Consider the following 26,402-nt stretch of genomic DNA (forward strand, 5'->3'; position numbering starts at 1 on the left):
GTTGAATGTATTTATAAAATATATAAGAAATAGTCACTTTAATAGGTAGCAGAAATATAATAGCTTCAAAGCTTCATTTCTAAATAAGCCATTTGCGCTGCTTTTACTCCTGCACCTAAATCGATTGTTTTGCCAATTTGCTGGAGACCAATTTCAATAATGCCTATCACTTGTAATATATCAGCTTGAGAACAATAGCCCATATGACCAATTCGAAAAATTTTCCCTTTTAAATGTTGCTGCCCTCCCGCTAAGGTTAACCCGAAATTCGTTTTGACAACTTTTCTTAATTCTTCAGCTGCAAAGTCGTCTGGTTTCACAGCAGTAACTGTCGGTGAAGCATGAACATCTGCGGTCAGTAATGGAATAGATAAAGCTTTAAAAGCTGCTCTCGTCATAACTTTCATTGTTTCATGGCGCTCGAAAATAGAATGAAGTCCTTCTGCGTCCATTAAAGCTAAAGCTTGTTTTAATCCTTGCAACAAAGAAACAGCCGGTGTAAATGGAGTTGAGTCTTCTTGAAGCTTATCACGATATTTTCGCATATCTAAATAAAATCTGGCATGTGGATTTGCTTCAATGACTTTCCATGCGCGGTTACTGGCGGCTATAAAGGCAAGCCCCGCTGGCAACATCATCGCCTTTTGCGATCCTGTAACAACGATATCCAACCCCCATTCATCCATCTTTGTTTCGGCTCCTCCAACACAAGATACCCCATCGACAATGAATAAAGCATCGGATTCACGGTGAACTACCTCGGCTAGTTCCTTAATGGGGTTTAAAACGGCTGTAGAAGTTTCACAAAAAGTCGCAAATACAGCTTTTACGTTGGGCAATTTTTGTAATAAAACTGCCAATTGTTCCGGTTCAGCACCCTCTCCCCAAGTGACTTCGTATTTATGTACTTTCATGTGATATTCATCACAAATTTTAGTAAAACGATCGCCGAATGCTCCTGTAACAATAATGAGCACTTCCTCCCCGGGCTGAACGGCATTTACAACCGCGGTTTCCAGTGCTGCAGTACCACTTGCGGTATAAATCAATACATCTTCTTGTGTGCCGAAAATAGGCTTCAGTGTTTCTTTTACTGTGTTTATTAGTTCTTTCATTTCTTGTCCGCGATGACCAATCATTGGTTGGGACATTGCGCGTTGGACACTAGGTGGAATAGGTGTAGGTCCAGGAATTCGAAGTAGTTGTTTATCAGCTTGCATGGTTTTCTCCTTTCAATATGGATAAAATTCGTTGTGTTTTTTTCTGAATAATAGTTTACAGCATAGCAGAACTTTGCATATTGTCAATAAATTTAAGCTATTTGTTAACTAAAATTATTGTTTTAGGATGATTTGTGCTAATTGCTAAAGTTGTATCTTAGGGATATGATATAGCTATGCAATATTTTTTTTCGTTGGATTAGGAATATAAAACGAGATGGCTCCAAGCTTTTTTACTACAAATAGGCTGACGAGGTGTAACCATGAAATTTGTGTTTGATTTGGATGGAACAATTTGTTTTAAAGGAAAGCCTCTTTCTAATGGTATTGTCCAATGTCTAAAAGATTTACATAAGGAAGATGTTATGTTTGCATCTGCCAGACCAATAAGGGATATGCTTCCCGTTCTACCAAACGATTTTCATTCCTATACACTTATTGGCGGAAATGGGTCATTAATTTGTAAAAACGGCAAGTTATTGCATGCACGAACATTTACAAATGATCAGCTACAGACGATTTTACAATTAATAGAGGAACAAGAAGCTACCTTCCTTATAGATGGTGAATGGAATTATGCTTATACAGGACCAAAAGATCATCCTATTGTTAACCATATCGATCAAGGGAAATTGGCACAACGAGTCTCTGTTGAACAATTATCATCTGTAGTGAAAGTATTAATCGTTACTATGAATGATTACGTCACCTTTGTCGATCAATTACAACAATTGGATATAACGGTTCACGAACATTGTAACGAACGCCTCATTGACTTAAGTCCGAATCATATTCATAAATGGAATGCTTTACAAACATTAGGAATTACCGAGAACAGCTATATTGCTTTTGGAAATGATGCAAATGATATCTCCATGTTTCAGCACGCTGCTTACGCGGTGATGATTGATTACCATGATCGTTTAGCTCCATTTGCTGATGAACAGATCGCTTATCAACCGAATGGGGAGCAGGCGATCGTGGATAAAATTCGAGCATTAGCACAAACAGGTACGCTGAAAACGAACTAATTATATATGGACTGCGGGTTAATGCGGATTGGGGGCTTGTCCGTCTTTTTAATGATCTAGGAAATTATAAAATTTTGCAGCTGTGAATAAACTTACTAAGTTATTTAGCCACGTCGGGCGTAAGCACACAGCAACTAGGCGACTTCACGAATCGCCCTCCGATAAGTCATCATTGGTTCGTGGTTAAGAGGAAGGCCGACTAACAACGGGCTTGCCGCCCTACGTCGGCATACTCCTGTTGCAGGAGCATGATTCCTAAAGCTTTAGTCGATTCGCTCCAGTCGCTACGTTGCTAAACGGGCGCCCCACGCCTTTGTTCTTCGTTTGATAATGGATATAATAAAAATAAAGTCATAGTTTAGATGTAGGGAGAAAGGACATATGTACAAAAACTCAGAACGGTTTTTAACCTCTTTTAATCGAATAGAAAAAATGCTTCGCTCGTTAATGATACATAAAAAAGATGCTAGCTTTTCCAAGGCAGTAAAGATTTTACGAAATTCAAACGCATTAGTGCGTCAATATAGTGATGATCTGCTTGAATTTGCAGAGCTTCGTAATGCAATCGTTCATAATAAAGTGGACATGTCCTATGCAATAGCAGAACCACACGATGAAATTGTTGAAAAAATAGAGGTTATTGAAGAGGAACTGCGAAAGCCTAAGCTCGTTACTCCAACGTTTGAGAAGTATGTGTATTGCTTTCAAAGTGATAACGAATTAAGTAAATTATTAAAAGTAATCCATGAAAAGAAATTATCTAAGTTTCCTATTTATGAAAGCAAGACGTACCAGGGGCTACTTACACAAAAAGGAATTACCAATTGGTTGGCAAATATTGACCAGCGTGGGGAAACTCTTAAAAGCACTTATCAATTAAAGGATATTCTACCTTTTGAAAACAATGAAAATTCCCGATTTATTGCTCAAGATACAACGTTGTATGAGGCCATTGAATTATTCAAAGAGCACACAAGTAGAGGCAAGCGTTTAGAAGCGTTACTTATAACAACGGATGGTGAACCTTCTTCTCGTTTATTAGGAATTATAACGGCATGGGATATATTAGAGATCTCGTAAAACGAATTTTTTAACACTTAGGTTTCAAAAGCTCCTAGAATTTTACCTTTTTTCTAATCTGAACTACAGATTTCACTCATAGAAAGTGGTGAATAAATGACATTCGTATCGATTGATTTTGAAACTGCAAATGAAAAACGGACAAGCCCTTGCGCAGTTGGTATTGTCGTCTCTAATGGACTACAAATAGTAGATGAATATTATAGCTTAATCAATCCACTGACAGATTTTCGAAGTATGAATATGAAAATACATGGTATTACGCCAGAGCATGTCCGATATGCTCCAACGTTTTCTGATATTTGGCCAATCCTCCAAACATATTTACAGCAAGGCATGGTTATTGCACACAATGCTAGCTTTGATATGAGTGTCTTAAGACATACATTAGATCATTTTCAATTAGCTTACCCAGATCTGGGCTATCTTTGCACAGTGATGCTTTCGAAACAACTATGGCCGCAACTACATAATCACAAATTAGATACTTTGGCAGCATACCATCAAATTCCTTTCGATCATCACCACGCTTTAGAAGACGCACGTGTAGCAGCGAAGCTTCTTTCAAAAGCGTTACACGAAAGTGGACAACATACGGTCGAGGGGTTATTGACAGCTTGCTTGATCCAAAGTGGCAAGATTTTCCAGCGTGGCTATACACCGCCTAAGAAAAAGAAATCGTATCAACGTAAACGCATCTATCTTTCCTAAATACCCCGCCTTTGTTTACTGGTCATATAAAGCAAAAAAGCTGCATATGAAATGTGTCACTAGATCACAATAATACGTGGAGGTGTGGTCTATGAAAAGTGAAAATAATTCATATAGTAAAAAACGTGTTCAAAGCAGTGTAAACCCTCAAGGCTTGACAGAGGATGAAAAAGATCAACGTCCGAAGTCACAGCTTGAAGACAGGGCGAAAAAGAAAAATACAAAGATTTAGAACAAGATATAGGGGCATTATTTTCTGATGTACGATGGGTGAAAATACTCGTTAAATGAGAGGGGTCGAAGCTTGTCAGAGTAAGAAAATAAATCTTGGTTCCTTTTTTAAAGTTTATTAATGCACCTATGCACAAATGTGAACAGCTTATGAAAAACAAGTGTACTTCTATGTAGAAGTAGCTTCATTAGTTACCTTTCTCATTGAATTTTTATTGGATGGTGGTATAATAAATTTACAAGCTGCAATGTACGTATTTCATTAAGTTTTAACCTCTAATGAATGAATAGGGAGTTTTATATCGGAGTTTTAATGTCGTGCCGTCTTTGAGCGGAAGACAGAACAGCTTCTGCAAACACCCACTTGGCGAAGTGGTGGTTTAAAACTTTTTATTACAAATACGGCAATTGTGGCCTGTAAAGCAAATAATTCAGTCGACCAGTTCTTTTTTAATGGAACTGGTCGTTTTAATTTGGAAAAAATTTGATTAGGTGCTGATGGTGTCGTTTTTTTTATAAATTAAGAAAGCTTACCGTTAGCGCATGAGCAAACTAAGGAGTTAGAATGGTGGTACGAAATTTTTCACTTCCGTTAGACAAACTGACCAAGTATATTCAATTTTACAAGTTGTAGATAAGATACTCGATAGTATGGGGAAAATTGCTAATCTGATTCCGAGAAAAAATTTCTAATTAAGTCGATAAAATGTACTACGATGGGCGGTAAATAATGATTTTTTTCATATGCGATGTAAACATGGCGTGAGATGTTGGAATCAGATATCAATTTAGTATGGTAGGTGCCATTGACTTCATGCTTTACGTAGGTTTCTGGTAGAATAGTAATTCCTAGACCCTCATCAACGAGCCGACAAGCCGTTTCAAATCGTTCAATTTCAAAAGCAAAAGCAGGAGTGATACCAGCTTTATTAAACGCATTTAAAATATCTGCGCGTGTTTGAAATCCTTCTTTGCAGATAATAAATGCTTCATCTTGAAAATCCTTCATTTCTAAGGCTGCTTGCTTTTGTAATAATGGATGCTTCCTAGGTAGAATAGCAACTAATTGTTCTTCATAAATGAGGGTGGCTTCGATATCGTGACTCTTTACATATTGATTTGTTATCGCAAGGTGAATATCAAAATGATGTAAGGACTTTTCCACATCAGTAAGGCTTAAGACCTCGTGCAGCTTAATTTTTGCTTGAGGGTACGTTTTTCTAAATCGCTGGAGTATCTTTGGTACCCAAAAATTGGCTGATTCAATTAAGCCAATGGAAAGCTCCTGTGGTCCATGTTGTTTTAAGCGCTGTATTTCTTTGTTAACATGGTTGTAATGATGAAATAGTTTTTTGGCTTCTTGATAAACAATATATCCTTCTTTGGTAACTTCCAGACTCCTCGTATTTCTTTTTAGTAATTGCAGACCTGTATTTATTTCCAATTTTTTTATCGAAGCGCTTAATGATGGTTGGGAAACATGCAAAGCAGTTGCAGCTTTTGTAAACGTTCCATGCTCAACAACTGTAATAAAATAGATTAACTGTCTGAAATCCATATCGAGTCCTCCGATTTGATGTAAATTATTCCGAACCAATCGCTTTTTTTATCCTACATTTTCCAAAAAATAAGTTTTATTTAAGCGAGGCTGCTATTAGTTTTGCCCTACACAAATAGCATTTATAAATTCAAGCTATAAATATATAAATAATATGTATTTGTAATTATATATTATCCTATTTAAAATAAAAATTAAAGAAAGTTTGTATTTTCGAAAAAATATGGCCTTTTAGAGGTGGTTGTTATTTATAAAGAACTTAATAAAGATATATGGACAGGAAGAATAGATAGTCTAGAAGAAGTTAATAGCTATCGAATGCACCAAGTAATTAAGGAGAAACATGTTGACCTTTTGCCGGAAGTAGAAAAAGGTCTCTCAGTTGGATTAATTGGCTTTGAGTGTGATGAAGGTGTGCGGCGAAATAAAGGAAGAATTGGAGCCGCTAAAGGACCGAGTGAAATAAGAAAACGTTTATCCAGTCTGCCTTTTCATTTAACGATTGATCAGGTAGTTGATGTTGGAAATGTAACTTGTTTAGAACACAAGATGGAAGAAGCTCAGCAAGTATTAGGCACATGTGTATCTAAAATGCTAAATGAGCGTTATGTACCGATTATTTTAGGAGGCGGGCATGAAACGTTTTATGGACATTATTTAGGAGTGCGCCAATTTATTCCTTCAAATGCTACATTAGGAATAATTAATATTGACGCTCATTTTGATTTACGAGATGAAGCTATTCCTTCTTCTGGAACAATGTTTAGACAAGTTTTACAACTGGATCAGCATGCCGGTTACTTATGTTTAGGGATTCAGCCATTTGGCAATACACGAAGCCTTTTTCAAACAGCAGATGAGTATGGATGTACTTATTTGACGGAGGAGGAAGTTCAAAATAGCGCCCATACATTTCAAGTGATTGATAAATTCGCCGGTGAATTTGATTATCTCATTTTGACGCTTTGTATGGATGCTATAAAAGCTGCAGAAGCACCTGGGGTAAGTGCGCCATCTCCGTTTGGCTTAGATGCGAAGCTAGTACGTAATCTGATTCGTTATATAGCGGGAAAGGAAAGATTGCAAAGTTTTGATATTTCCGAGACGAATCCGGTGTTAGATGAAAATGGAAAGACTACGAAATTAGCAGCTTATTATATAGCAGAATTTATGCAAGGGCTTACAATCAGAGAGGAAATTATAGACAACTAGAAGTCCGCTAAGTAAAACTGCATTAACTGCATAACTGATGGATGAGCATCCATTTAGCTTTTTAATAAATAAATTATAATATAAGGAGGTAGTTATATATGCAAGCTAAGTCTGCTATCGATATAGAGCAATATAAAGGAACAAAGCTCCATACAAAAGGATGGTTACAAGAAGCGGCATTACGAATGCTAAACAATAATTTAAATCCAGAAGTAGCAGAAAATCCAGAGGAATTAGTTGTTTATGGGGGAATTGGAAAAGCGGCTAGAAACTGGGAATGTTATCAAGCGATTGTTCATGAGTTGAAACAATTAGCAGATGATGAAACTTTATTAATCCAATCGGGAAAGCCAGTTGCAGTATTTCGCACGCATAAGGATGCCCCAAGAGTATTGATCGCCAATTCCAATTTAGTTCCCAACTGGGCTAACTGGGAGCATTTTCATGAGCTCGATCAAAAGGGATTAATGATGTATGGGCAAATGACAGCTGGAAGTTGGATTTATATTGGGAGTCAAGGAATCGTGCAAGGAACATATGAAACTTTTGCCGAATGCGCGAGACAGCATTTTTCTGGGACGCTACAAGGAACAATTACAGTAACCGCAGGACTTGGTGGTATGGGCGGAGCTCAGCCTCTAGCAGTCACTTTAAATGAAGGGGTTTGTATTGCTATTGAAATAGATCCCGTACGAATAAAACGCCGACTAGAGACAAAGTACCTGGACACTTCTACAGAGAGTTTAGATGAAGCAATACAGCTTGCAAAGGAAGCAAAAATGAAGGGGAAATCACTTTCCATTGGATTGTTAGGCAATGCTGCGGAGATTCTACCGGTTATGTTGGAAAGAGGATTTGTACCAGACGTTTTAACAGATCAAACTTCCGCTCATGATCCGCTTCACGGCTATGTACCAGCTGCTATGACACTAGATGAAGCAACTGCATTGCGGAACAGTAGCCCAAAAAACTACGTTGCACAAGCTAAACAAAGTATTGCAAAACATGTGCAAGCCATGTTGGATATGCAACAGCAAGGCGCAATTACGTTTGATTATGGAAATAACATTCGGCAAGTTGCTAAAGATGAAGGGATAGCAAATGCCTTCCATTTCCCAGGTTTTGTACCAGCTTATATTCGACCTCAATTTTGTGAAGGTAAGGGTCCATTTCGTTGGGTAGCATTGTCTGGGGATCCAGAGGATATTTATAAAACAGATGAAGTTATTTTACGAGAATTTAGTTATAATAAATCACTTTGTAAATGGATTCGAATGGCGAAAAGCAAAATTCAATTTCAAGGTCTTCCTTCTCGCATTTGTTGGCTTGGCTATGGAGAACGAGCGCGATTTGGGAAAATTATTAATAACATGGTTGCCAATGGAGATTTAAAAGCACCTATTGTAATCGGTCGAGATCATTTAGATTCGGGTTCTGTAGCATCACCAAATCGGGAGACCGAAGCTATGAAGGATGGTAGCGATGCGGTGGCGGATTGGCCGATTTTAAATGCATTGATTAATAGTGTTGGAGGAGCTAGCTGGGTAAGTGTGCATCATGGCGGAGGCGTTGGCATGGGGTATTCGCTACACGCAGGTATGGTTATTGTTGCTGATGGAACAAAGGACGCTGAAAAAAGACTAGAACGGGTATTAACGACAGATCCTGGAATGGGAGTCGTCCGTCATGTTGATGCGGGCTATGAACTTGCTGAAAAGACAGCGCAAGAAAAAGGGATTCATATACCAATGCTTTAGTTAAATAGCTTTTTATAGTCTAGGAAATGACACAATGAATTTTTTTATTCCGCATATAAGGTGCTATAAGAGTCCTATTTCGTAAGCGGTCTTTAGGTCATATCATTACGGTACTAACAAGCTGTGGGGATAGAAAGAACTCCTTCACTGATGGAAGGTTCACTTATAACACTTTTTACTTAAAAAAACGTACCTTATTATCATTTCTAATTAACTTCATAGATTTTGAACGAATTTTTGGAATAAAGGAGCGTTATACATGTCAAATACCGTATTTGTAAAAAACGCAGCACAACTGATTACAATGCAAGGTCATTCGGAAAAACCGGTTAAGAGAGAAGCGATGCAAAACATAGGTTTGATAGAAAATGGAAGCGTGCTAGCAAAGGGTGGTAAAATTGTAGCCATAGGGTCAGAAGCAGAGATAAGAAATGCTTATCCTGAAATAGTTGCTCATGCGAAAGAAGTTAATGCAAAAGGAAAAACGGTTACTCCTGGTCTAATTGATCCACACACGCATCTCGTTCATGCTGGCACGAGAGAGAATGAATATGCGATGCGATTAAAAGGGAAAACGTATATGGATATTATGAATGCTGGTGGCGGTATTCATGCAACAACGAAGGCAACGCAAAATGCTAGCTTTGAGCAACTATATCTAGAATCAAAAAAGAGATTGGATACATTTTTGTTAAACGGTGTAACAACAGTTGAAGCGAAAAGTGGTTATGGACTAACTACAGAGCACGAAATAAAGCAACTTGAAGTAGCAGAAAAGTTAAATCAGGAGCATGTGTTGGATATTGTATCCACATTTATGGGAGCACATGCGATTCCAATTTCAGAAAAGAATCAGCCAGAGGAGTTTGTTGATAAAGTTATCAACGAGATGCTTCCAGCAGTAGCTGAACGCCATTTAGCTAAATTTAATGATGTGTTCTGTGAGCGTGGAGTATTTACGCCTGAACAATCAAAGCGCATTTTAGAAGCTGGTAAACAATACGGATTTATTCCTAAAATTCATGCTGATGAAATTGAACCATATGGTGGAGCTGAATTAGCTGCAGAAGTCGGTGCTATTTCTGCCGATCATTTACTAAAAGCGTCCGAAGCGGGAATTCAGCAAATGGCAGAAAAAGATGTTGTTGGCGTGCTACTTCCAGGTACTGCATTCTTTCTAATGGCTGAATTTGCTCAAGCACGGAAAATGATTGATAACGGCGTTGCTGTTGCGTTATCTACAGATGCCAATCCAGGGTCTTCACCTACCCTGTCATTGCAATTCATTATGAATTTAGGCTGTTTAAAAATGGGAATGACACCTGAGGAAGTCATAACAGCGACGACCATGAATGCTGCACATGCCATTGGTAGTGCTCATGAAGTTGGCAGTCTTGAAGTCGGTAAAAAAGCAGACTTGACGATATTTGATGTCCCTAATTACTTAATCCTTTCTTATCAATATGGGATGAATCATGTAGATACAGTGATTAAAAATGGGCAAATTGTTGTTAAAAACAGGCATTTAGTAATGAGTGAATAAAGAGCATTACATGAGGAAATGGATGAGAGTTATAAAATCAGAAGCAGTAGGGACAAAAAGTCAGAAGCTGTTAAAATTTGAGTTACAGATAACTTTCACAATGTTGACGAATGTTTTTAGCAGTACGTATACTAGTTAGTAGTTAAATAGTGATTAGTGATTAGAAACTGTTTCGCATTTAGGAGAAATAAGATGAACAAACCATTACGTATTGGAAAGCTTGCGACCTTACTAGTTATGCTTGAAGAGGAAGAGCGTTCCTTTTTTGCACCTACCTTTGAAGCTGTTCAAATTTGTGAAGGAAAGGTAGGCTCCATGGATTTACAAAAGGTTATATCCGCTGTCGAAACTGCTGTCAAACGGAGCGGTCTTATTGAAGAAAAAGTGTATCGCGAAACCCACGCATTATACCATGCTATTTTGGAAGCGCTTGAAGGTGTTACAAGAGGACAGTGGGCACTTGGAGAAATGATGCGCACCGTTGGCTTGCGTTTTGCTGTTGTTCGTGGAGAGCCATACCTTCATAAACGGGAAGGGGAATGGTTAGCTGTGGCTTTCTATGGAACAATTGGTGCACCAATAAAAGGGTTAGAGCATGAAGCAATTGGTTTAGGAATCAATCATATTTAATCATTACCTAGAGTTGGTAGAAAATAGGAGGTAATGATGGCTTTTTTGTATGCCATTATTACCTTCTTTTTTGTGTCTATTAAGAGAAACTAATAGGAGAAGCTTTGAAAACTGCTGTCCTAGATTTTAGAAGGGGAACGTTCATTCTATCAGAAACCTTTATGCTAGAAAGCTTTTTGGGATGCTAACGCACGTGCATTTTGGGGGTTGCTACACATTACTTAATGGATAGGAGTTAGATGAAAAGGGGGAATTTAGATGATTGAATTAACTGGACATTCATTAACCATTGATGAAGTAAGGCGTGTCTGCCTTAACTTGGAAAAGGTAACCATATCCAATAAAAGTATGGAAAAAGTAAAAGCAAGCCGTGAAAGTGTTCATCAAATAGTAATGAATCAAGAAACGGTATATGGAATAAATACAGGTTTTGGAAAATTTAGCGATGTCATGATCGATAATGGGGACGTCAGAGATTTACAGCTTAACTTAATTCGTTCTCATGCATGTGGTGTCGGGGAGCCATTTTCAGAAACAATTGCACGAGCTATGTTGCTGCTACGCTTAAATGCATTGATTAAAGGTTTTTCCGGAGTTCGACCAGAGTTGGTCAAATTGCTAGCTGAACTTATTAACAAACAGGTACATCCTGTTATTCCGCAACAAGGGTCGTTAGGAGCTTCGGGGGATTTAGCACCTTTAGCTCATTTGGCTTTAGTCGTGATTGGGGAAGGAAAAGTGTTTGGAGAGCATGGAGAAATAGTGGATACAAAAACGGTATTTTCGCAAAAAGAAATAACTCCAATTGCGTTACAATCCAAGGAAGGCCTTGCCTTGATTAATGGTACACAGGCAATGGTTGCTGTAGGAATAATTAGCTATATCGAAGCAGAAAAATTAGCTTATGATAGTGAGTGGATTGCCGCGATGACCATGGAGGGTTTGGAAGGCATTATTGATGCCTTTCATCCAGCTGTGCATGAAGCACGCGGTTATTCGCAGCAAATAGCTGTAGCGAAGCGTATGAAAATGTGGCTTCAAGGGAGTGGACTAATTACTAATCAAGGCCAAAAGCGGGTGCAGGATGCTTATTCATTAAGATGCATTCCGCAAGTTCATGGTGCATCATGGCAAGCGCTTGACTATGTGAAGGAAAAGCTGGAAATAGAAATTAATGCTGCGACAGATAACCCGTTAATTTTGCAAGAAGGGAAGCAAATTATTTCTGGTGGTAATTTCCATGGTCAACCAATTGCATTAGCAATGGATTTTTTAAAGGTTGCAGTTGCAGAGCTTGCAAATATTTCTGAACGCAGACTTGAACGATTAGTCAATCCACAGTTAAATGATTTACCTGCGTTTTTAAGTCCTTCGCCAGGATTGCAATCTGGGGCAATGATTATGCAATATGTGGCTGCATCACTTGTGTCTGAAAATAAAACATTAGCTCATCCAGCTAGTGTAGATTCTATACCATCTTCTGCAAATCAGGAAGACCATGTAAGCATGGGGACGATTGGAGCCAGACATGCCAATATGATCATTCAGAATATGAGGAAAGTGATCGCTATCGAATGTATATGTGCTCTTCAGGCTGTAGAATATAGAGGAATTGATAAAATGGCTCCTAAGCTAAGAGAGAAATGGGATAAATATCGAGACATTGTACCGAGTATTACGAACGATCGTATATTTGCAGAAGATATAGATAGAATGTCGATGGCATTGCAAAGTAATTAAATCATCTCCTATAACCGAAGTGATAACGAGCTTCGGTTTTTTAAAAAATAAGAAAGTATAAAATTAGGAGCTTGGAGATAAAGAAATAACCGAATAAGCCACGTCGGGCGCATGAGCCCAGCAACGATGCGACTTTAGAAATGCGCCCTCAGATAAGGCCTCATCGGTTTGGCCCTAAGAAGAAGGTCGACTAAAAGCGGGCTTGCCGCTCAGACGTCGACATACCCCTGTTTCAGTGCCATGATTCCTTTATCTTTAGTTGCTTCGTTCCGTTCGCTACGTTGCTAAACGGGCTCCCTACGCCTTCGTTATACATTTTCTAACTGTAATTGGTAGTTTATAAAGCGGTATGATACATTCAGCTTAAGTATTCCAATGACCGAAAGCTTTGAACTCCTCTCCATGATTGCCTGTTCACTTGTTGCTTGTTCCCTGTATCTCATCAGAGATTTCTCTCTAATGAGCACTTTTGCTTGGCTCCTCGCTATTTCATGTTAAAAGGATATTAAAAAGATAGAATCGTAGGAACGTCTGCAGGCCGTAATTCACGAATCAAGACGGCAGTATCAAGGATTAGATCACACTTTTCACAGTATAAAATCTCTTTAAAGATTTTTCCATACAAAACAACGAAGAGGCTTTTGTTTTTGAAGTGAGATAGATAGCCTACAGATTTATAGAGGAATTGCAGGAGTTTACTGGAAAATCGCTGAAGTTCACAATTTACCGCTTATATAACTAGTAATAAGTTCAATCTTTCCACCGTTGATAGTTGGCATATAAGAAGATAAGTGGAAGATTGAACTAGATCTTTTCCAAACTCTGTACTCCTTAAAAGCACTCTCCCTTAATAAATAGAGCGATTAATTGTCAAAAATTTAATTAGTGTACGAGTTTAACAGCCCAAATAAAGGTATTTTAGCCTGAATCCGGATTCCATTAACAGAGGAGACTTGACAATTATTGGAATAATTATTAGAATTATCAGTAATTAAACGAGGGATTTAGTCAAAAGAAATCATTATGTTTTACGTAATTATGAAAACGATTACGTTTAGCAAAAATAAAATGAGACAAAGGGGTATTAGAGCATATGAACAATTCCAATGAAGCAGTAAAACAAATGAAGGAATCCATGCGTTTGCCAGTCATTATGGCACCAATGTTTTTAGTTTCTAATCCAAAAATGGTGACAGAGGCTTGTGCAGCAGGTATTGTAGGGACATTTCCAGCTTTAAATGCAAGAACGAAAGAAATATTGGAACAATGGATGGAGCAGATTACTAGCGAATTGGATGCAATGAAAAAAAACGATCCAAAGCAACAAATTGCGCCGTGGGGAATTAATTTTATTACTCATCGCTCGAACAAGCGGTATACAGAGGATTTACAGTTAATTGAAAAATATAAGCCGCCGATTGTAATTACTTCTTTAGGGGATCCTAGTCCGGTCGTAAAGATTGCACATGAATATGGTGGGGTTGTTTTTTCAGATGTTATCAATATCAAGTTTGCAAAAAAAGCAATTGAAAAAGGTGCAGATGGGCTTGTATTAGTAGCAAGCGGAGCAGGTGGTCACGCAGGTGAATTGAATCCGATTCCATTTATTCATGAGGTAAGATCATTCTTTTCTGGTCCAATCATTTTGGCAGGAGGAATGTCAAAGGGAGAAGATATTTTAGCTTCGGAAATACTTGGAGCAGATTTTGTTTATATGGGAACACGGTTTATTCCGTCTGAAGAAAGCGCTGCATCACAAGAGTATAAGCAAATGATTGTCGAATCGGCAATTGAAGATATTATTTATACAGATGCTTTTAGCGGGGTAAACGCTAACTATCTTATCCCGAGTATTACGAAAGCAGGTTTAGATCCCGTTAATTTACAAGCGAAGCAGGAGATCGATTTTAACAAGCTGCAGACCGATGCAAAGGCGTGGAAGGATATTTGGGGAGCTGGGCAAGGGATTGGTCCAATTAAAGAAATACAACCTATTCAAGCGATTGTAGATGAACTGGAAGTAGCCTATGAACAAGCGAAAATGAAGATAAGGCAAGACCATGGGGTTTCTGTGAAGTAAAAAAATTACATACGAAGGGGCAGAATGATGCATTATCCACTTACACCTATCGATTGGAAACGCAGAGCAATAAAATACTATCCTAATAAAGTAGCGGTAATCGATGAAGAAAAAACATTTACCTATGCACAATTTGGAGAAAGAACCGATCGCTTATCACAGGCTTTGTTAAAAGCAGGCATTAATGAGGGGGATCACGTGGCGGTTATGCTACCAAATACACATTACATGCTGGAATGTTTTTATGGTATTTGTCAAATGGGTGCGGTTATGGTCCCACTTAATTATCGAATTTCATCTCAAGATATGGAATATATTATTAATCATAGTGATGCAAAGTTGTTAATTGTTGATGCAGCATTTACTTCTTCCCTTCAAGAAATCCGTGCAAATTTGAACGTGGAAGATATTGTAGTTGTAGCAGTCTCTGGTTATGAAAGCAAGGTTCAAGGAATAGATTATGAATATTTTATTCAACATGTGGATCCTGGGTCATTTTCACCGATAAATTTAGATGAAAACCAGTTATTAACCATTAATTATACAAGTGGAACAACGTCTAAGCCTAAAGGGGTGATGCAAACACATCGTAGTAATTACATGAATGCAGCAGATTTTATGTTCCATTTAGGGGTCAGTCATCAGGATGTGTATTTGCATACGCTCCCAATGTTTCATGTGAACGGTTGGGGTGGTGTGTGGGCAATCACAGCTGTGGGAGGTGTTCATGTTTGCTTGCGAAAAGTGGACCCAAAAGTGATTTTAGACCTATTTGAGCAACAGCAAATCACGCTATTATGTGGAGCTCCTATTGTGATTAATATGCTTGTGAATGAGCCAAAAGTAAAAGAAATTGCTATTCGGGTAAAACCACGGATGGCGATAGCAGGTTCCCCTCCAGCAGCAGCGTTAATCCAACAGGCGCAGGATTTGCTGGGCTTGGATATTGTGCATGTGTATGGTATGACAGAAACATCGCCGTTTATTCTATACAATGAATGGAAGCCTTTATTCAATCAAGCGTCGGTGGAAAAACAAACTGCCTTAAAGGCGAGACAAGGGATTGAAATGGTCTTTAATGGTGAAACGAAGGTTGTAAGTCAGGATGGCAAGGAAGTTGCATGGAACGGGGAAGAGCTTGGGGAAATTGTAACAAGAGGAAACGTTGTTATGAAGGGGTATTATAAAGATAAGGAGCAGACGAAAGCAGCTTTTAGAGATGGCTGGTTTCATACAGGGGATTTAGCTGTTACCCATCCTGATGGTTATATTGAAATACGTGATCGAGCAAAAGATATTATTATCTCTGGTGGTGAAAATATTTCATCTACAGAAATTGAAGGAGTCTTGTATAAGCATCCAGCTGTGTTTGAAGCTGCTGTCATTGCTGTGCCAGATGATAAATGGGGAGAAGTTCCATTAGCAATTATCGTTTTAAAGGAGAATTATCATATTACAGAGGAGGATGTGATCACGTATTGTCGCGACAATATGGCACATTTTAAAGCGCCAAAAAAAGTAGAATTTGTAAACGAGTTACCAAAGACGGCAACAGGGAAGTTACAGAAGTTTCGCTTGCGTAAACTGTATTGGAATAGCGAAAAACAAGTAAATTGAATAGGAATAACAGATCGCATGATCGTGATCAAAAGCCTTTTTCCAAAACCATTCGAAAGTGGGAATAATTCCCTGTAGAGGCTTCAGTTTATGCATATAGAGTCGTCGTTTAACTCCGGATAAAGATGCTGTAAGATCTTCGCGCTTCAGGAGTAGGATAATTTATCCTTGCCATATGTCTAAACGGGAGATAACAGCATAAACGCTCATTTGTGCAGAGAGGGCTTTGGGTTATACCATGACGTTACTAACAATTAATGGAGGAAAGATGAAAACCTACTGACTAAGAATCACCTTATATAAAAAAGATAACATTCCAAACAGCCTCCCTAATAGTGTAGACTGCTTTTAGGAGGCTGCTTTTTAGTTTGCGAGGAAGGATAAAAACTAATGGCTAAAGAAGTTTAGCCTAGAAAAGAACTGCAGTAAAAATTGATAAAAAATTTCTTCTGTTGGTAGTAATTGCCGCTGCGCTGGAGTGATGACCCCAACTGTTCGCGTAATATTATTTTCTGATAATGGAATGGAAACTGTTGCACGCGGTGTATTATCGATTAATGTAACTTCTGGCATGAGAGCGATTCCAAGCCCAGCAGAAACTAAGCCTTTTAAAGCGTCTGTGTCATCCCCCTCAAAGCCAATTGTAGGAGAGAAGCCATGGGTGTGGCAAGCATGTTCTACCATATCCCTTAATACAAACCCCTCAGGCAAAACAATAAACGGCTCCTCCTTCAGTTCCCTGAGTTGAATAGAAGTTTTGTTCGCTAACGGGTGATGTAGTGGTAACAGTGCTACCATTTTTTCTGTAAATAAAGCCTTCCGATGAAATTTTTTATTTTCCTTAGGTAATGGTCCAATTAACGCTAAATTAAAGTCGCCAGCTATAATACCATGCATTAACTCAGGATAAAGTGCCTGTTTAAGTTGGAATTTCGCTTCTGGATACTCTGTTCGAAATGCATGGATGACGGTGGGTAATGTATAAGCTGCAAGACTAATTGGGTAGGCGATACGAATAGTACCTTTTTTGGGATCTAAATACTCTTCCACTTCTCTTGTAGCATGATCAATCACATTCATAGCTTGTTTCATTCGTTCATAAAAAATTCTACCGATTGGAGTCAATTTTATTTGTCTGCTTTCTCTGACAAATAAATCCGCACCTAACTCAGCTTCTAAATTAGCAATTTGTCTGCTGACAGAAGATTGGGCAACATGCAGCGCTGTTGCTGCTTCTGTAACGTGTTCTCTTGAAGCTACTTCCATGAAATAACGTATTTGCCTCAGTTCCATTTTAAGTCTATCTCCTCATTCATGCGTATAACGCATTGATTTTATCGTTTCTTTATATTGATTCGATGCTTTGTTTAATTATAAAATATTCCTTATAAGGAAATCTACTATATTTTGAAAATTTATGACGCATAAGGGAATGACTTGAATGAAAACAGTGGACAAAATGGAATTCACGTATGTGCAAAAAGCAAAGGAATATGTAGAGTCGGTTTATGAAACGGTTAAAGCACGTAACCCTCATCAGGTAGAGTTTCAACAAGCTGTTAAAGAAGTATTTGCTTCTCTCATACCAGTTTTAGAGAAACATCCAGAGTATATGAAACAGTCTATCCTTGAACGTATCGTTGAACCGGAAAGAATGATTTCGTTTCGTGTGCCGTGGACCGATGATGAAGGGAAAGTTCAAGTTAATCGTGGGTATCGAGTCCAATTTAATAGTGCTCTCGGACCGTATAAGGGCGGAATACGCTTCCACCCATCTGTTAACGAAAGCATTATTAAATTTTTAGGATTCGAACAAATTTTTAAAAATGCTTTAACTGGTCAACCAATTGGTGGCGCAAAAGGCGGTGCAGATTTTGACCCAAAAGGGAAATCAGATGCAGAAATCATGCGCTTTACGCAAAGCTTTATGACAGAACTCAGTAATTATATCGGACCGGACCTGGATGTACCAGCTGGAGATATTGGTGTAGGAGCTAGGGAGATAGGTTATATGTTTGGTCAGTATAAAAAAATGCGTGGAGGCTATCAAGCTGGAGTGTTGACTGGAAAAGGAGTAGGTTATGGAGGTAGCTTAGGTCGTAAAGAAGCAACCGGATATGGAACGGCTTATTTTATGGATGCCATGCTGAAGGATAATGGTTTAACTATTGATGGATGTACGGTGATTGTTTCTGGTTCAGGCAATGTTTCCATTTATGCGATGGAAAAGATGACGCAACTTGGGGCAAAAGTAATTGCTTGCAGTGATTCGGACGGATATATTTATGATGAAGGTGGCATTAATCTTACAACTGTCAAGCGTCTTAAAGAAGAAGGAAATTGCCGAATCAGCGAATATGTAAATGAGCATCCGCAAGCAACTTTTCATGAAGGTTGTTCTGGAATTTGGTCACTTCCATGTGATATTGCTCTTCCATGTGCGACGCAAAATGAAATAGATGGTGAAGCAGCTAACCAACTCGTTGCTAATGGAGTAAAAGCAGTAGGGGAAGGGGCGAATATGCCGTCTACTTTAGAAGCAATAGAGATTTTTCTGCACCATCAAGTTTTGTTTGCTCCAGCTAAGGCAGCAAATGCGGGCGGTGTAGCTGTATCAGCTTTGGAAATGGCGCAAAATAGTGCACGGATTGCTTGGAACTTTGAAGAAGTTGATGGAAAATTGCATCAGATCATGCAAAATATTTATCAAGCATCTATTCAAGCTGCGGAAGAATATGAACAGCCGAGGAATTTAGTACTGGGAGCTAATATTTCCGGATTCAAGAAAGTTGCGGCAGCGATGATTTCCCAAGGTGTTATCTAAGATAATAAGGATGAGAATGTCATTCGATTTTTCTAACTACGTCTCATCTATTTTGGCAGTAACGAAAACATTAGTATTACCAGAATGAATAAACAAGGCTCTAATTTTGAACCTTGTTTATTCATTTTTTTATCCACATATGAGGTGCCGTATGGTCCATGCTTTAGGAGTAGGGTAAGCTAACTTCTATTGTGCCAAGCCAAAGTGGAAGAAGCCAGAACTTAAATATCGAATTTTATGAACAGGCCTTTAGGTCATATACCTTTGGACTACTTCCGTTAATGGTGGATGGAATCCATTGTGGAAGATTTACTTTTGTAAAGATTGTTTTCGTTTGAAGAAATTTTCGTTGTGTTTTCTTGTTAAGAATTGTTTTATCGAATATTCTAAAATAAGCGTCGTTGCTTTATACTTGATATAAGTTACTTTATTATTAAACATTTTATAAGAGGGGGAATATAGATGGATAAATTATATCACGGACTTGATGTTGTTTATGAGGAGATGGTAGAGGTGCGCCGCTATTTACACCAATATCCCGAATTATCTTTTCAAGAGACCAATACTACCGCTTACATCGCGGATTATCATGCGCAATTGGGGCATGAGGTTCGTAGGCATGTTGGTGGAAATGGAGTCGTTGCGTATTTGCAGGGAGCTAAACCCGGTCCAACTGTTGCTTTACGGGCAGATTTTGATGCGTTGCCCATTCAAGAGGAGGCGGATGTACCATTTAAATCTAAGCGTGATGGTGTTATGCATGCCTGTGGACATGATGGTCATACAGCTACATTACTTGGTCTTGCTAAAGTATTAAATGGGTTGAAAGAAGAACTGGCAGGAACGGTTGTTTTTCTTCACCAACATGCGGAAGAATTGCCCCCAGGCGGAGCAATTGCCATGATCGAGGACGGTTGCTTGGATGGAGTGGATGTTATCTTTGGTACACATTTACAGGCGCAGCAGCCATTAGGAGTGATTTCGTATCGTTCTGATGCCTTGCAGGCGGCTGCTGATAATTTTGATATCATGATCCAAGGTTCTGGAGGACATGGCGCTGCTCCTCATGAGACAAAGGATAGTATAGCAATTGGTGCACAACTCATTAATAGCTTACAACACATTGTCAGTAGGAAAGTAGACCCACTGGATTCCGCAGTCGTGTCCGTTTGTAATTTTGTTGCGGAAAATCCTTATAATGTTATTGCCAACACAGCTCAACTAACTGGGACCGTTCGGACATTAAAAGAAGAAACACGCAAGTTTATCGAAGAGGAGATGGAACGTACTATAAAGGCTACATGTGATATGTTCCGAGCAGACTATAAATATTCGTATTCCAGAGGATATCCTGTTTTAGTAAACCATCCGAAAGAAACAGCATTTGTTGCGCAAGTAGCTAAGCATGTTCCTGGTATTGAACAGGTTTCTGAAACACTTCCAATTATGGGGGGTGAGGATTACGCTTATTATTTACAGCATGTGAAAGGGACGTTTTTCTTTACAGGAGCGAGGAACCCTAAATGGAATAAAGCGTATCCGCATCACCATCCCAAGTTTGATATAGATGAACGTGCTTTACTACATGCAGCTAAAGTGTTAGGTGCAGTTACTCTACAGTATATGAGAAGTAAAGCAAGATAAGCCATTACTACGTAAGACGTGGGGGATGAGCGGTTTGGCTGCGTATAATAAGATGTTAAACTTCTTTTTCAGGATATTCTGCATAGAAGGTAAGATGACATGAAATCACTAAATGGCGGGATTTGCATGGGACTTTAGGTAACAGCCCATGTGGGCTACTGATCACAAACAGGGGGGGACATCTCCCCCCATGATGTCGGAAGATTCAGTTTGTAGTGGTATCTTGTATCCGATAAACGCTGCTAAGCTGTAATTAAAAAAGACCACAGAGGAATGAAAAAGTTCCCTGATTTTTTGGCAATCATTCCACGAGTAACGATGCACGCAATGTTTCTACATCAGATTTGCTTAAGCCAATCGCTTCATGAATATATTGGTCAACGGAACCAAATTGTGTCTGCACTTCATCAAAAAAAGCTTGTAGATATTCTCGTCGAGCTTCTAGCATTGCTTGCATTAGTGCTGGGTCTACTTGTTCAGCTTCAGGCTGTAAATTTGCGCGGAGAGCATCGAGATAGTTGTTTGTATATAAGTAATCTGTAAAGATAAATTCATCTGGTACATCCAGTGTGTGCAAGGTTAACGCCGCCATGACACCTGTCCTATCTTTTCCAGCCATACAATGAAATAACACTGGAGACGTAGGATCTGCAAGCAATGTAGCGAAAAAGTCTTTGTATACTTTCGTGTTTTTCGTTACTTCCCGATAGAGTTTCTCTAATATTGTCCCAGGATCTTGCAAAGATTCGGCGTACTTTGCTAGGTCTTTAGGTTGTCGCACCATATCTCTGTCAATTTCAATTAATGGAACATGCTTTGTTATGATTCCCGGAAGCGAAGGAGTAGGGTAATTCTTTACTTCGTCACTTCCTCGAAGATCGAATATTGTTTTTAGACCAGTCTGTTTTATTTTTTCGATATCTTTATCTGTAATATTTTGCAAGTTCCCTGAACGGTACAATATCCCTGTTTTAACCTTTTTTCCAGATAGCGTTTTGTAACCGCCTAAGTCACGAAAATTAAAGCTTCCTTCCAAGTTAATAGTTCGTACAACCATATTCTTCTCCATACTAAATCTCCTCGCCTCTACGTTAATATTTTCATGCGCATGGTTTAATCGTAATAAATCTTTTTGTGAAATGATAGCTTTTAAACGTGTTTAAAAAGAGGAAAAAAAGAAACATAGACCGGTGTAGTTCATAGATGCGCTTACGGATTGCAATTGTGCTCGCAAGCATTTTGTTGCAACATCTATATTAGGTATATTTATTCTGGACTGAAAGATATGATGTGGTTTATTCTCCATGTTTATGCAGAAATAGAAGGGTTTTATAGCAACGATCCTACTTACGAAAACGTATTGCCCATGACTGATTTGCAATCTAGCTTATTGGTTAATACATAATACAGCTAATTCTCTTTTTTAACACGTACTCTACCAGTATTGTCAGTGTGAATGGGAGAAAAGTCAAGCAGAGACATAGCTCGCATATTTGACCTCATCATTATTGTAGCGTTAAGCGATGGATAGTACTATATGGAGATGCACTGCTTGACGAACAAGTAGCAACTAAAAAAGCACCAAATCTTACCGTGGGACAGTGATGGTCAGCAAGGTAAGCGTATTTGAGTAGGTTAATTACCTGGAGGACGATTGCGTTTATATTTATTTTGCTGTTTCATATCATTTATTTCCTGTTTACTTTTATTTTTAGATTTTGTCTTACCTTTAGCCATTAGTGCACCTCCTTTGGCACTATTTTGCTTCAAGAAAAGCGAATTCATGTATATAGTCTAGCTATTTGCGGTCTAAAATCAACAGTGTTATAATTCAGAAAAATACATCTATTGATTGAACAACTTCAAATGGACGTTAAAAATTGTATTAACAACACCCTCAATCTTTGTATAGAGCATTATTTGTTAGTTGCTCGCAGTAGAACGTGACTTTTTTATTACGTACTAAATCTGAGAGAGTAACAAGTGGTTCTAATGATAAATTGAATTACTTAGTTCAGTTTGTCCACCCAATTATTTGTTAAGAATTGAGATGGTTCATTTTAATTTCGCTTAGGAAACTATAAAAATAGGTGTGCTTATGGATAACGAAATAACCGCATAGTTATGTCCGGTTCCAACGCGATCAGTAACTATCCGTCTTTACGAAATCGCCTTATAATAAGTCATCGTTTGGTTAGTCACCTGCACCATGATGAATTTATCTCGTTTGATTCTTTCCATTCACTACATTGCTAAACGAGCGCTTGCTCCTTTGCTCTGAATTGAAGAAGGAGTAATGCTTGCAGATATACATTTTTTACTGACTGGAGGAAGATTTACGTTGAAAAAGGATTTACTTGTCGAACATTGGATGAATACGACACCGTTATTTATTTCGCCGTCCATATCTATTGAATCTGCTGCCGCGATGTTCTGCGATCACGCAATCACCGAGATCCCAGTTGTTTTTGAAGGATGCATACAAGGTGTTGTATCTATCTACGATCTTTTTAAAAATTTGAGAACAGGAAACGTTGATAAAACAGTAGCGACGATTATGCATCATCATTATGCTACCGCTTTTGCAGGTACGTATATGCATGATATTCATCAAGTGCCTGTTTATGTAGTGGATGGCAATATGGGAGAATTGGTTGGAGAGCTGACAACAAAGGAATTGATTTTATTTCAACATTATCTCACGCATACAGTGAAGCAAATGAATGAGGTAGTGAAGTGGTATGAATTAGTTTTTGACACAGCTTATGAGGGGTTGACAGTTGTAGATGACCAAGGAGTTATTCAACTGTTTAATCAAGCATATAGTCGATACGTAGGAGTAGCTAAGGAAGCGGCGATAGGAAAGAAGGCTGATGAGGTGATCGAAAACACTAGATTGCCTGTCGTATTAAAAACAGGCATTCCAGAACGAAGTCAACCCCATCGGCTCCAAGGGCAAAATTTGGTCGTCCATCGTATACCAATATGGAAAAACAATCGAGTCATTGGCGCAGCGGGTATATTGGTATATGAGGGCGTATCAGAAATATATCAAGTGATTCAAAAAATGGAGCAGTTGGATAAAAATAGTCAGATAGATCGCCCCCTTATTGGTTCAAACAATACAGAAATGGAGACAGTGAAATTTGAAGATATTTTAGGGGAAAGCCGATCACTTTCTCAAGCAAAAAAAATTGCTCGAAAAGCTGCTGCTTCTAGCGCGCCGGTATTGCTCACAGGGGAAAGCGGTGTCGGAAAAGAACAATTTGCTAAAGCTATTCATGATGCCAGCGCTGTTCAAAGTGGAAGTTTTATAAGTGTGAACTGTGCTGCTATACCAGATGGTTTAATGGAGTCTGAATTGTTTGGTTATGCAAAGGGGGCGTTTACAGGCGCTCACCGAGAAGGGAAACCAGGTAAATTTGAATTAGCGCATCAAGGTACCATCTTCTTAGATGAAATTGGCGATATGCCATTTAAGATGCAAGCAAAAATATTACGCGTACTACAAGACAAGAAAATTGAGCGGGTCGGTGGGAAAAAATCAATTTCCGTACAATTCCGCTTAATTACAGCAACAAATAAAAATTTGCAGCAAATGGTGAGGGACGGCGACTTTCGTGAAGATTTATATTATCGCCTGTATGTAATACCGATACATATACCACCATTACGTGAACGAATGGGGGATTTGCCAATTTTAATCGCTCACAAACTGCAACAACTGGCGAAACACTATAAAGAAACAGAGAAGACAATTGATCAACAAGTATTACAAACGATGAAGCAGCATCATTGGCCAGGTAATGTTCGTGAGCTAATGAATGTGATAGAGCGGTTATTTGTATTAACAGACGGAAATCATATTACGTTTGATCATTTGCCCGATTCAATGCAAGAGTCATTTTCTCTTGTAACCAACAAAAGAAAAGCACTAAGCCACATCCACCAGAAGAAAGAACTCATAGAGGAAGTTGCAAAACAAGAACAGGAAGCCATTGAGCAATCATTAAAGCAAGTCCAGGGGAATAAAACAAAAGCAGCTAAGCTATTAGGAGTGTCGAGGTCAACCTTGTATAATAAACTAGCCCGCTATAAAAAGTTATAAAATACATACGATGTTGAAACAAAGGTCTTCGTCAGCCAGATAGAATTCGTTACCCACATTAATTGGCAAAAAGGTGTACGCATGGATGTTTCTATTGGAAAGGGACGGTTGACACATGTAGATGAAATAGCAGCTATATGTGCACGTGGCTGGCAGAAATTGATGAACTATAAACCAAGCAAAGGATAGAACTGATTTTGGTAGAAATCGATGATCACATATCATGTAAATTACAGATGTCAAAGTTGAGCAATAATAGAATATGCTAAATCAAAAAAACCGCCCAATGAGTTGCGTCTTGGGCGGAATGTAAATGAAAGTTATTTCTTTACAGCATGGATATAGTGAATCGTTTCAAATGCCGTTAAATAGTCTGACCGATTGTTGAAGAAACGCTCATTTATCTCCGTTGGTGATAGGTGTTCATAAATGAGTAGACCTGCTTTTTCTAACATATATTCGAGTCCTTCATAAGAGAAGCAAGATTGCATCGGTTCTTCACCCGCCGATGCCATCTTTAGCATGTTTTCAACTCGGTTGTACATTCCTTTTTCTTCAAACAGTTTTTCGTCTGCATAATCAAACACGATGGAGCTTCCTGATGGAACATGGGAAAATAAATGGTTGAACAAGCTGGAAATGTCTTCTTTCGTTATATAGTAAGAAACTCCTAGAAGGCTAAAGAACGTTTTTTTGCCATTATCAAATTCATCATCTAAGAGACTTAGATCGGACCATTTATTCGAGAAGTCCACCGGGATAAAGTGAAGATGGTTAGGAATGTACAAATGTGCATTAGCTAATCTTTTCTTTTTAAATTCTTGAGTAGCTGGATGATCTATTTCAAATATTTTGAGACTGTTTTCTAACTCGGGATACCTAAAGCAAAAAGTATCTAATCCAGCTCCAAGAATGACGTATTGTGTTACATCTAGTGCCACTTCATGAAGTAATACTTGTTCACAAAACGCAGCACGTGCTAGTGGTGTTGGGGATAGCTGCACTTGAGTTATCCATTTTAAAATTTCATCTGGTTGATTTTGAAATTTTCGACTAATATCTTGGTTAATAAACGATATACCTTGAATCATATTTTCGCCTATCTTGGAAAACTCTTCTTCGGAAATAAGGTCTTTTGCAATAAAATCATTGAAAATCTTTGGCGTGTCATATGCGCTATGATAGGCTCGGGCGAAAGCTGAAATTAAGGAAGTAATACTAGACTTATTTTGCTCCATTCGTTACCCTCCGTATAAAAAATAAGATCCCCCCTGGCCAGGAGAATCTTATTATACACATAAAAACTATAGATGTAAATTATAGCATAAATGTATTGTTTTGTCAAGATTTTAACTTGTGATTTATAATAATAACTCAATAGAGGTGTGGCATTAGGCATACATGCTATATATTAAT

General features: G+C 38.4%; 20 protein-coding genes and 1 other RNA gene. 15 read left to right on the forward strand and 6 right to left on the reverse strand.

Going from position 1 to position 26,402, the window contains the following annotated elements; genetic code table 11:
• Positions 1-65: 65 nt before the first annotated feature.
• A complete protein-coding gene (locus D1839_RS10335) occupies positions 66-1,220 on the reverse strand; it encodes a pyridoxal-phosphate-dependent aminotransferase family protein (protein WP_120379826.1) in 1,155 nt (384 codons plus the stop codon).
• A gap of 263 nt (positions 1,221-1,483) precedes the next feature.
• Between D1839_RS10335 and D1839_RS10340 the strand changes: the two genes are divergently transcribed.
• The 5 genes from D1839_RS10340 (at position 1,484) to ssrS (ending at position 4,694) form a co-directional block, all read left to right on the forward strand.
• Positions 1,484-2,251, forward strand: coding sequence for an HAD-IIB family hydrolase (locus D1839_RS10340; protein WP_120379827.1), 768 nt, complete (start codon positions 1,484-1,486; stop codon positions 2,249-2,251).
• A gap of 381 nt (positions 2,252-2,632) precedes the next feature.
• Entirely contained in the window at positions 2,633-3,331 is a 699-nt protein-coding gene (locus tag D1839_RS10345; RefSeq protein ID WP_120379828.1) for a CBS domain-containing protein, read from the forward strand.
• A gap of 96 nt (positions 3,332-3,427) precedes the next feature.
• Entirely contained in the window at positions 3,428-4,042 is a 615-nt protein-coding gene (locus D1839_RS10350) for a 3'-5' exonuclease (RefSeq protein ID WP_120379829.1), read from the forward strand.
• A 91-nt stretch (positions 4,043-4,133) separates the two neighbouring features.
• The gene (gene sspL / locus D1839_RS10355; protein ID WP_120379830.1) at positions 4,134-4,274 is read left to right on the forward strand and encodes a small, acid-soluble spore protein L; all 141 of its coding nucleotides are present in this window, start codon (positions 4,134-4,136) and stop codon (positions 4,272-4,274) included.
• A 236-nt stretch (positions 4,275-4,510) separates the two neighbouring features.
• Positions 4,511-4,694: non-coding RNA, 6S RNA (gene ssrS / locus D1839_RS10360), on the forward strand.
• A gap of 243 nt (positions 4,695-4,937) precedes the next feature.
• Here the strand turns inward: ssrS and D1839_RS10365 are convergent.
• Positions 4,938-5,831 carry a LysR family transcriptional regulator gene (locus D1839_RS10365; protein WP_120379831.1) on the reverse strand — a complete coding sequence of 298 codons (894 nt, stop codon included), beginning with the start codon at positions 5,829-5,831 and terminating at the stop codon, positions 4,938-4,940.
• Positions 5,832-6,068: 237 nt separating this feature from the next.
• On the opposite strand from D1839_RS10365, the gene hutG reads away from it, so the two are divergent.
• From hutG to hutH, 5 genes are all read left to right on the forward strand, one after another.
• Positions 6,069-7,043 carry a formimidoylglutamase gene (gene hutG, locus D1839_RS10370; protein WP_199690063.1) on the forward strand — a complete coding sequence of 325 codons (975 nt, stop codon included), beginning with the start codon at positions 6,069-6,071 and terminating at the stop codon, positions 7,041-7,043.
• Between the two features lie 98 nt (positions 7,044-7,141).
• A complete protein-coding gene (gene hutU / locus D1839_RS10375; RefSeq protein WP_120379832.1) occupies positions 7,142-8,800 on the forward strand; it encodes a urocanate hydratase in 1,659 nt (552 codons plus the stop codon).
• A 259-nt stretch (positions 8,801-9,059) separates the two neighbouring features.
• Positions 9,060-10,343, forward strand: coding sequence for an imidazolonepropionase (gene hutI, locus D1839_RS10380; protein ID WP_120379833.1), 1,284 nt, complete (start codon positions 9,060-9,062; stop codon positions 10,341-10,343).
• Positions 10,344-10,535: 192 nt separating this feature from the next.
• A complete protein-coding gene (gene hutP, locus D1839_RS10385) occupies positions 10,536-10,973 on the forward strand; it encodes a hut operon transcriptional regulator HutP (protein ID WP_120379834.1) in 438 nt (145 codons plus the stop codon).
• Between the two features lie 258 nt (positions 10,974-11,231).
• Positions 11,232-12,713, forward strand: coding sequence for a histidine ammonia-lyase (gene hutH, locus D1839_RS10390; protein WP_120379835.1), 1,482 nt, complete (start codon positions 11,232-11,234; stop codon positions 12,711-12,713).
• A gap of 308 nt (positions 12,714-13,021) precedes the next feature.
• Here hutH and D1839_RS20820 read toward each other — a convergent pair whose 3' ends face one another.
• The gene (locus tag D1839_RS20820) at positions 13,022-13,156 is read right to left on the reverse strand and encodes a hypothetical protein (RefSeq protein ID WP_286164778.1); all 135 of its coding nucleotides are present in this window, start codon (positions 13,154-13,156) and stop codon (positions 13,022-13,024) included.
• Between the two features lie 650 nt (positions 13,157-13,806).
• On the opposite strand from D1839_RS20820, the gene D1839_RS10395 reads away from it, so the two are divergent.
• Together D1839_RS10395 and D1839_RS10400 are read left to right on the forward strand one after the other, a co-directional pair.
• Positions 13,807-14,793 carry an NAD(P)H-dependent flavin oxidoreductase gene (locus D1839_RS10395; protein WP_120379836.1) on the forward strand — a complete coding sequence of 329 codons (987 nt, stop codon included), beginning with the start codon at positions 13,807-13,809 and terminating at the stop codon, positions 14,791-14,793.
• Between the two features lie 27 nt (positions 14,794-14,820).
• The gene (locus D1839_RS10400) at positions 14,821-16,410 is read left to right on the forward strand and encodes a long-chain-fatty-acid--CoA ligase (protein ID WP_120379837.1); all 1,590 of its coding nucleotides are present in this window, start codon (positions 14,821-14,823) and stop codon (positions 16,408-16,410) included.
• A 387-nt stretch (positions 16,411-16,797) separates the two neighbouring features.
• Here D1839_RS10400 and D1839_RS10405 read toward each other — a convergent pair whose 3' ends face one another.
• Complete coding sequence (locus tag D1839_RS10405; protein ID WP_120379838.1) at positions 16,798-17,703, reverse strand: LysR family transcriptional regulator; 906 nt, start codon at positions 17,701-17,703, stop codon at positions 16,798-16,800.
• A gap of 148 nt (positions 17,704-17,851) precedes the next feature.
• Here D1839_RS10405 and gdhA point away from each other — a divergent pair, with 148 nt between their 5' ends.
• Both gdhA and D1839_RS10415 read left to right on the forward strand, forming a co-directional pair.
• A complete protein-coding gene (gene gdhA / locus D1839_RS10410) occupies positions 17,852-19,234 on the forward strand; it encodes an NADP-specific glutamate dehydrogenase (RefSeq protein WP_120379839.1) in 1,383 nt (460 codons plus the stop codon).
• Positions 19,235-19,696: 462 nt separating this feature from the next.
• Positions 19,697-20,878, forward strand: a complete 1,182-nt coding sequence (locus D1839_RS10415; protein ID WP_120379840.1) for a M20 family metallopeptidase — start codon at positions 19,697-19,699, stop codon at positions 20,876-20,878.
• A gap of 301 nt (positions 20,879-21,179) precedes the next feature.
• Here the strand turns inward: D1839_RS10415 and D1839_RS10420 are convergent, their stop codons facing one another.
• Positions 21,180-21,947, reverse strand: a complete 768-nt coding sequence (locus D1839_RS10420; RefSeq protein ID WP_120379841.1) for a tyrosine-protein phosphatase — start codon at positions 21,945-21,947, stop codon at positions 21,180-21,182.
• Between the two features lie 1,272 nt (positions 21,948-23,219).
• On the opposite strand from D1839_RS10420, the gene D1839_RS10425 reads away from it, so the two are divergent.
• Entirely contained in the window at positions 23,220-24,986 is a 1,767-nt protein-coding gene (locus tag D1839_RS10425; RefSeq protein WP_199690064.1) for a sigma 54-interacting transcriptional regulator, read from the forward strand.
• Positions 24,987-25,306: 320 nt separating this feature from the next.
• Here D1839_RS10425 and D1839_RS10430 read toward each other — a convergent pair whose 3' ends face one another.
• Positions 25,307-26,224 carry a class I SAM-dependent methyltransferase gene (locus D1839_RS10430; protein WP_120379843.1) on the reverse strand — a complete coding sequence of 306 codons (918 nt, stop codon included), beginning with the start codon at positions 26,222-26,224 and terminating at the stop codon, positions 25,307-25,309.
• Between the last annotated feature and the right edge of the window lie 178 nt (positions 26,225-26,402).

Origin of the sequence: Roseburia sp. 1XD42-34 (assembly GCF_009917385.1) — a bacterium.
Lineage (GTDB): Bacteria > Bacillota > Bacilli > Bacillales > Amphibacillaceae > Virgibacillus.

Bases quoted from the DNA above. Each gene is read 5' to 3' on its own strand.
- D1839_RS10335 (WP_120379826.1), bottom strand. From the start codon at position 1,220: ATGCAAGCTGATAAACAACTACTTCGAATTCCTGGACCTACACCTATT.
- D1839_RS10340 (WP_120379827.1), top strand. From the start codon at position 1,484: ATGAAATTTGTGTTTGATTTGGATGGAACAATTTGTTTTAAAGGAAAG.
- D1839_RS10345 (WP_120379828.1), top strand. From the start codon at position 2,633: ATGTACAAAAACTCAGAACGGTTTTTAACCTCTTTTAATCGAATAGAA.
- D1839_RS10350 (WP_120379829.1), top strand. From the start codon at position 3,428: ATGACATTCGTATCGATTGATTTTGAAACTGCAAATGAAAAACGGACA.
- sspL (WP_120379830.1), top strand. From the start codon at position 4,134: ATGAAAAGTGAAAATAATTCATATAGTAAAAAACGTGTTCAAAGCAGT.
- D1839_RS10365 (WP_120379831.1), bottom strand. From the start codon at position 5,831: ATGGATTTCAGACAGTTAATCTATTTTATTACAGTTGTTGAGCATGGA.
- hutU (WP_120379832.1), top strand. From the start codon at position 7,142: ATGCAAGCTAAGTCTGCTATCGATATAGAGCAATATAAAGGAACAAAG.
- hutI (WP_120379833.1), top strand. From the start codon at position 9,060: ATGTCAAATACCGTATTTGTAAAAAACGCAGCACAACTGATTACAATG.
- hutP (WP_120379834.1), top strand. From the start codon at position 10,536: ATGAACAAACCATTACGTATTGGAAAGCTTGCGACCTTACTAGTTATG.
- hutH (WP_120379835.1), top strand. From the start codon at position 11,232: ATGATTGAATTAACTGGACATTCATTAACCATTGATGAAGTAAGGCGT.
- D1839_RS20820 (WP_286164778.1), bottom strand. From the start codon at position 13,156: ATGAGATACAGGGAACAAGCAACAAGTGAACAGGCAATCATGGAGAGG.
- D1839_RS10395 (WP_120379836.1), top strand. From the start codon at position 13,807: ATGAACAATTCCAATGAAGCAGTAAAACAAATGAAGGAATCCATGCGT.
- D1839_RS10400 (WP_120379837.1), top strand. From the start codon at position 14,821: ATGCATTATCCACTTACACCTATCGATTGGAAACGCAGAGCAATAAAA.
- D1839_RS10405 (WP_120379838.1), bottom strand. From the start codon at position 17,703: ATGGAACTGAGGCAAATACGTTATTTCATGGAAGTAGCTTCAAGAGAA.
- gdhA (WP_120379839.1), top strand. From the start codon at position 17,852: ATGAAAACAGTGGACAAAATGGAATTCACGTATGTGCAAAAAGCAAAG.
- D1839_RS10415 (WP_120379840.1), top strand. From the start codon at position 19,697: ATGGATAAATTATATCACGGACTTGATGTTGTTTATGAGGAGATGGTA.
- D1839_RS10420 (WP_120379841.1), bottom strand. From the start codon at position 21,947: ATGGAGAAGAATATGGTTGTACGAACTATTAACTTGGAAGGAAGCTTT.
- D1839_RS10430 (WP_120379843.1), bottom strand. From the start codon at position 26,224: ATGGAGCAAAATAAGTCTAGTATTACTTCCTTAATTTCAGCTTTCGCC.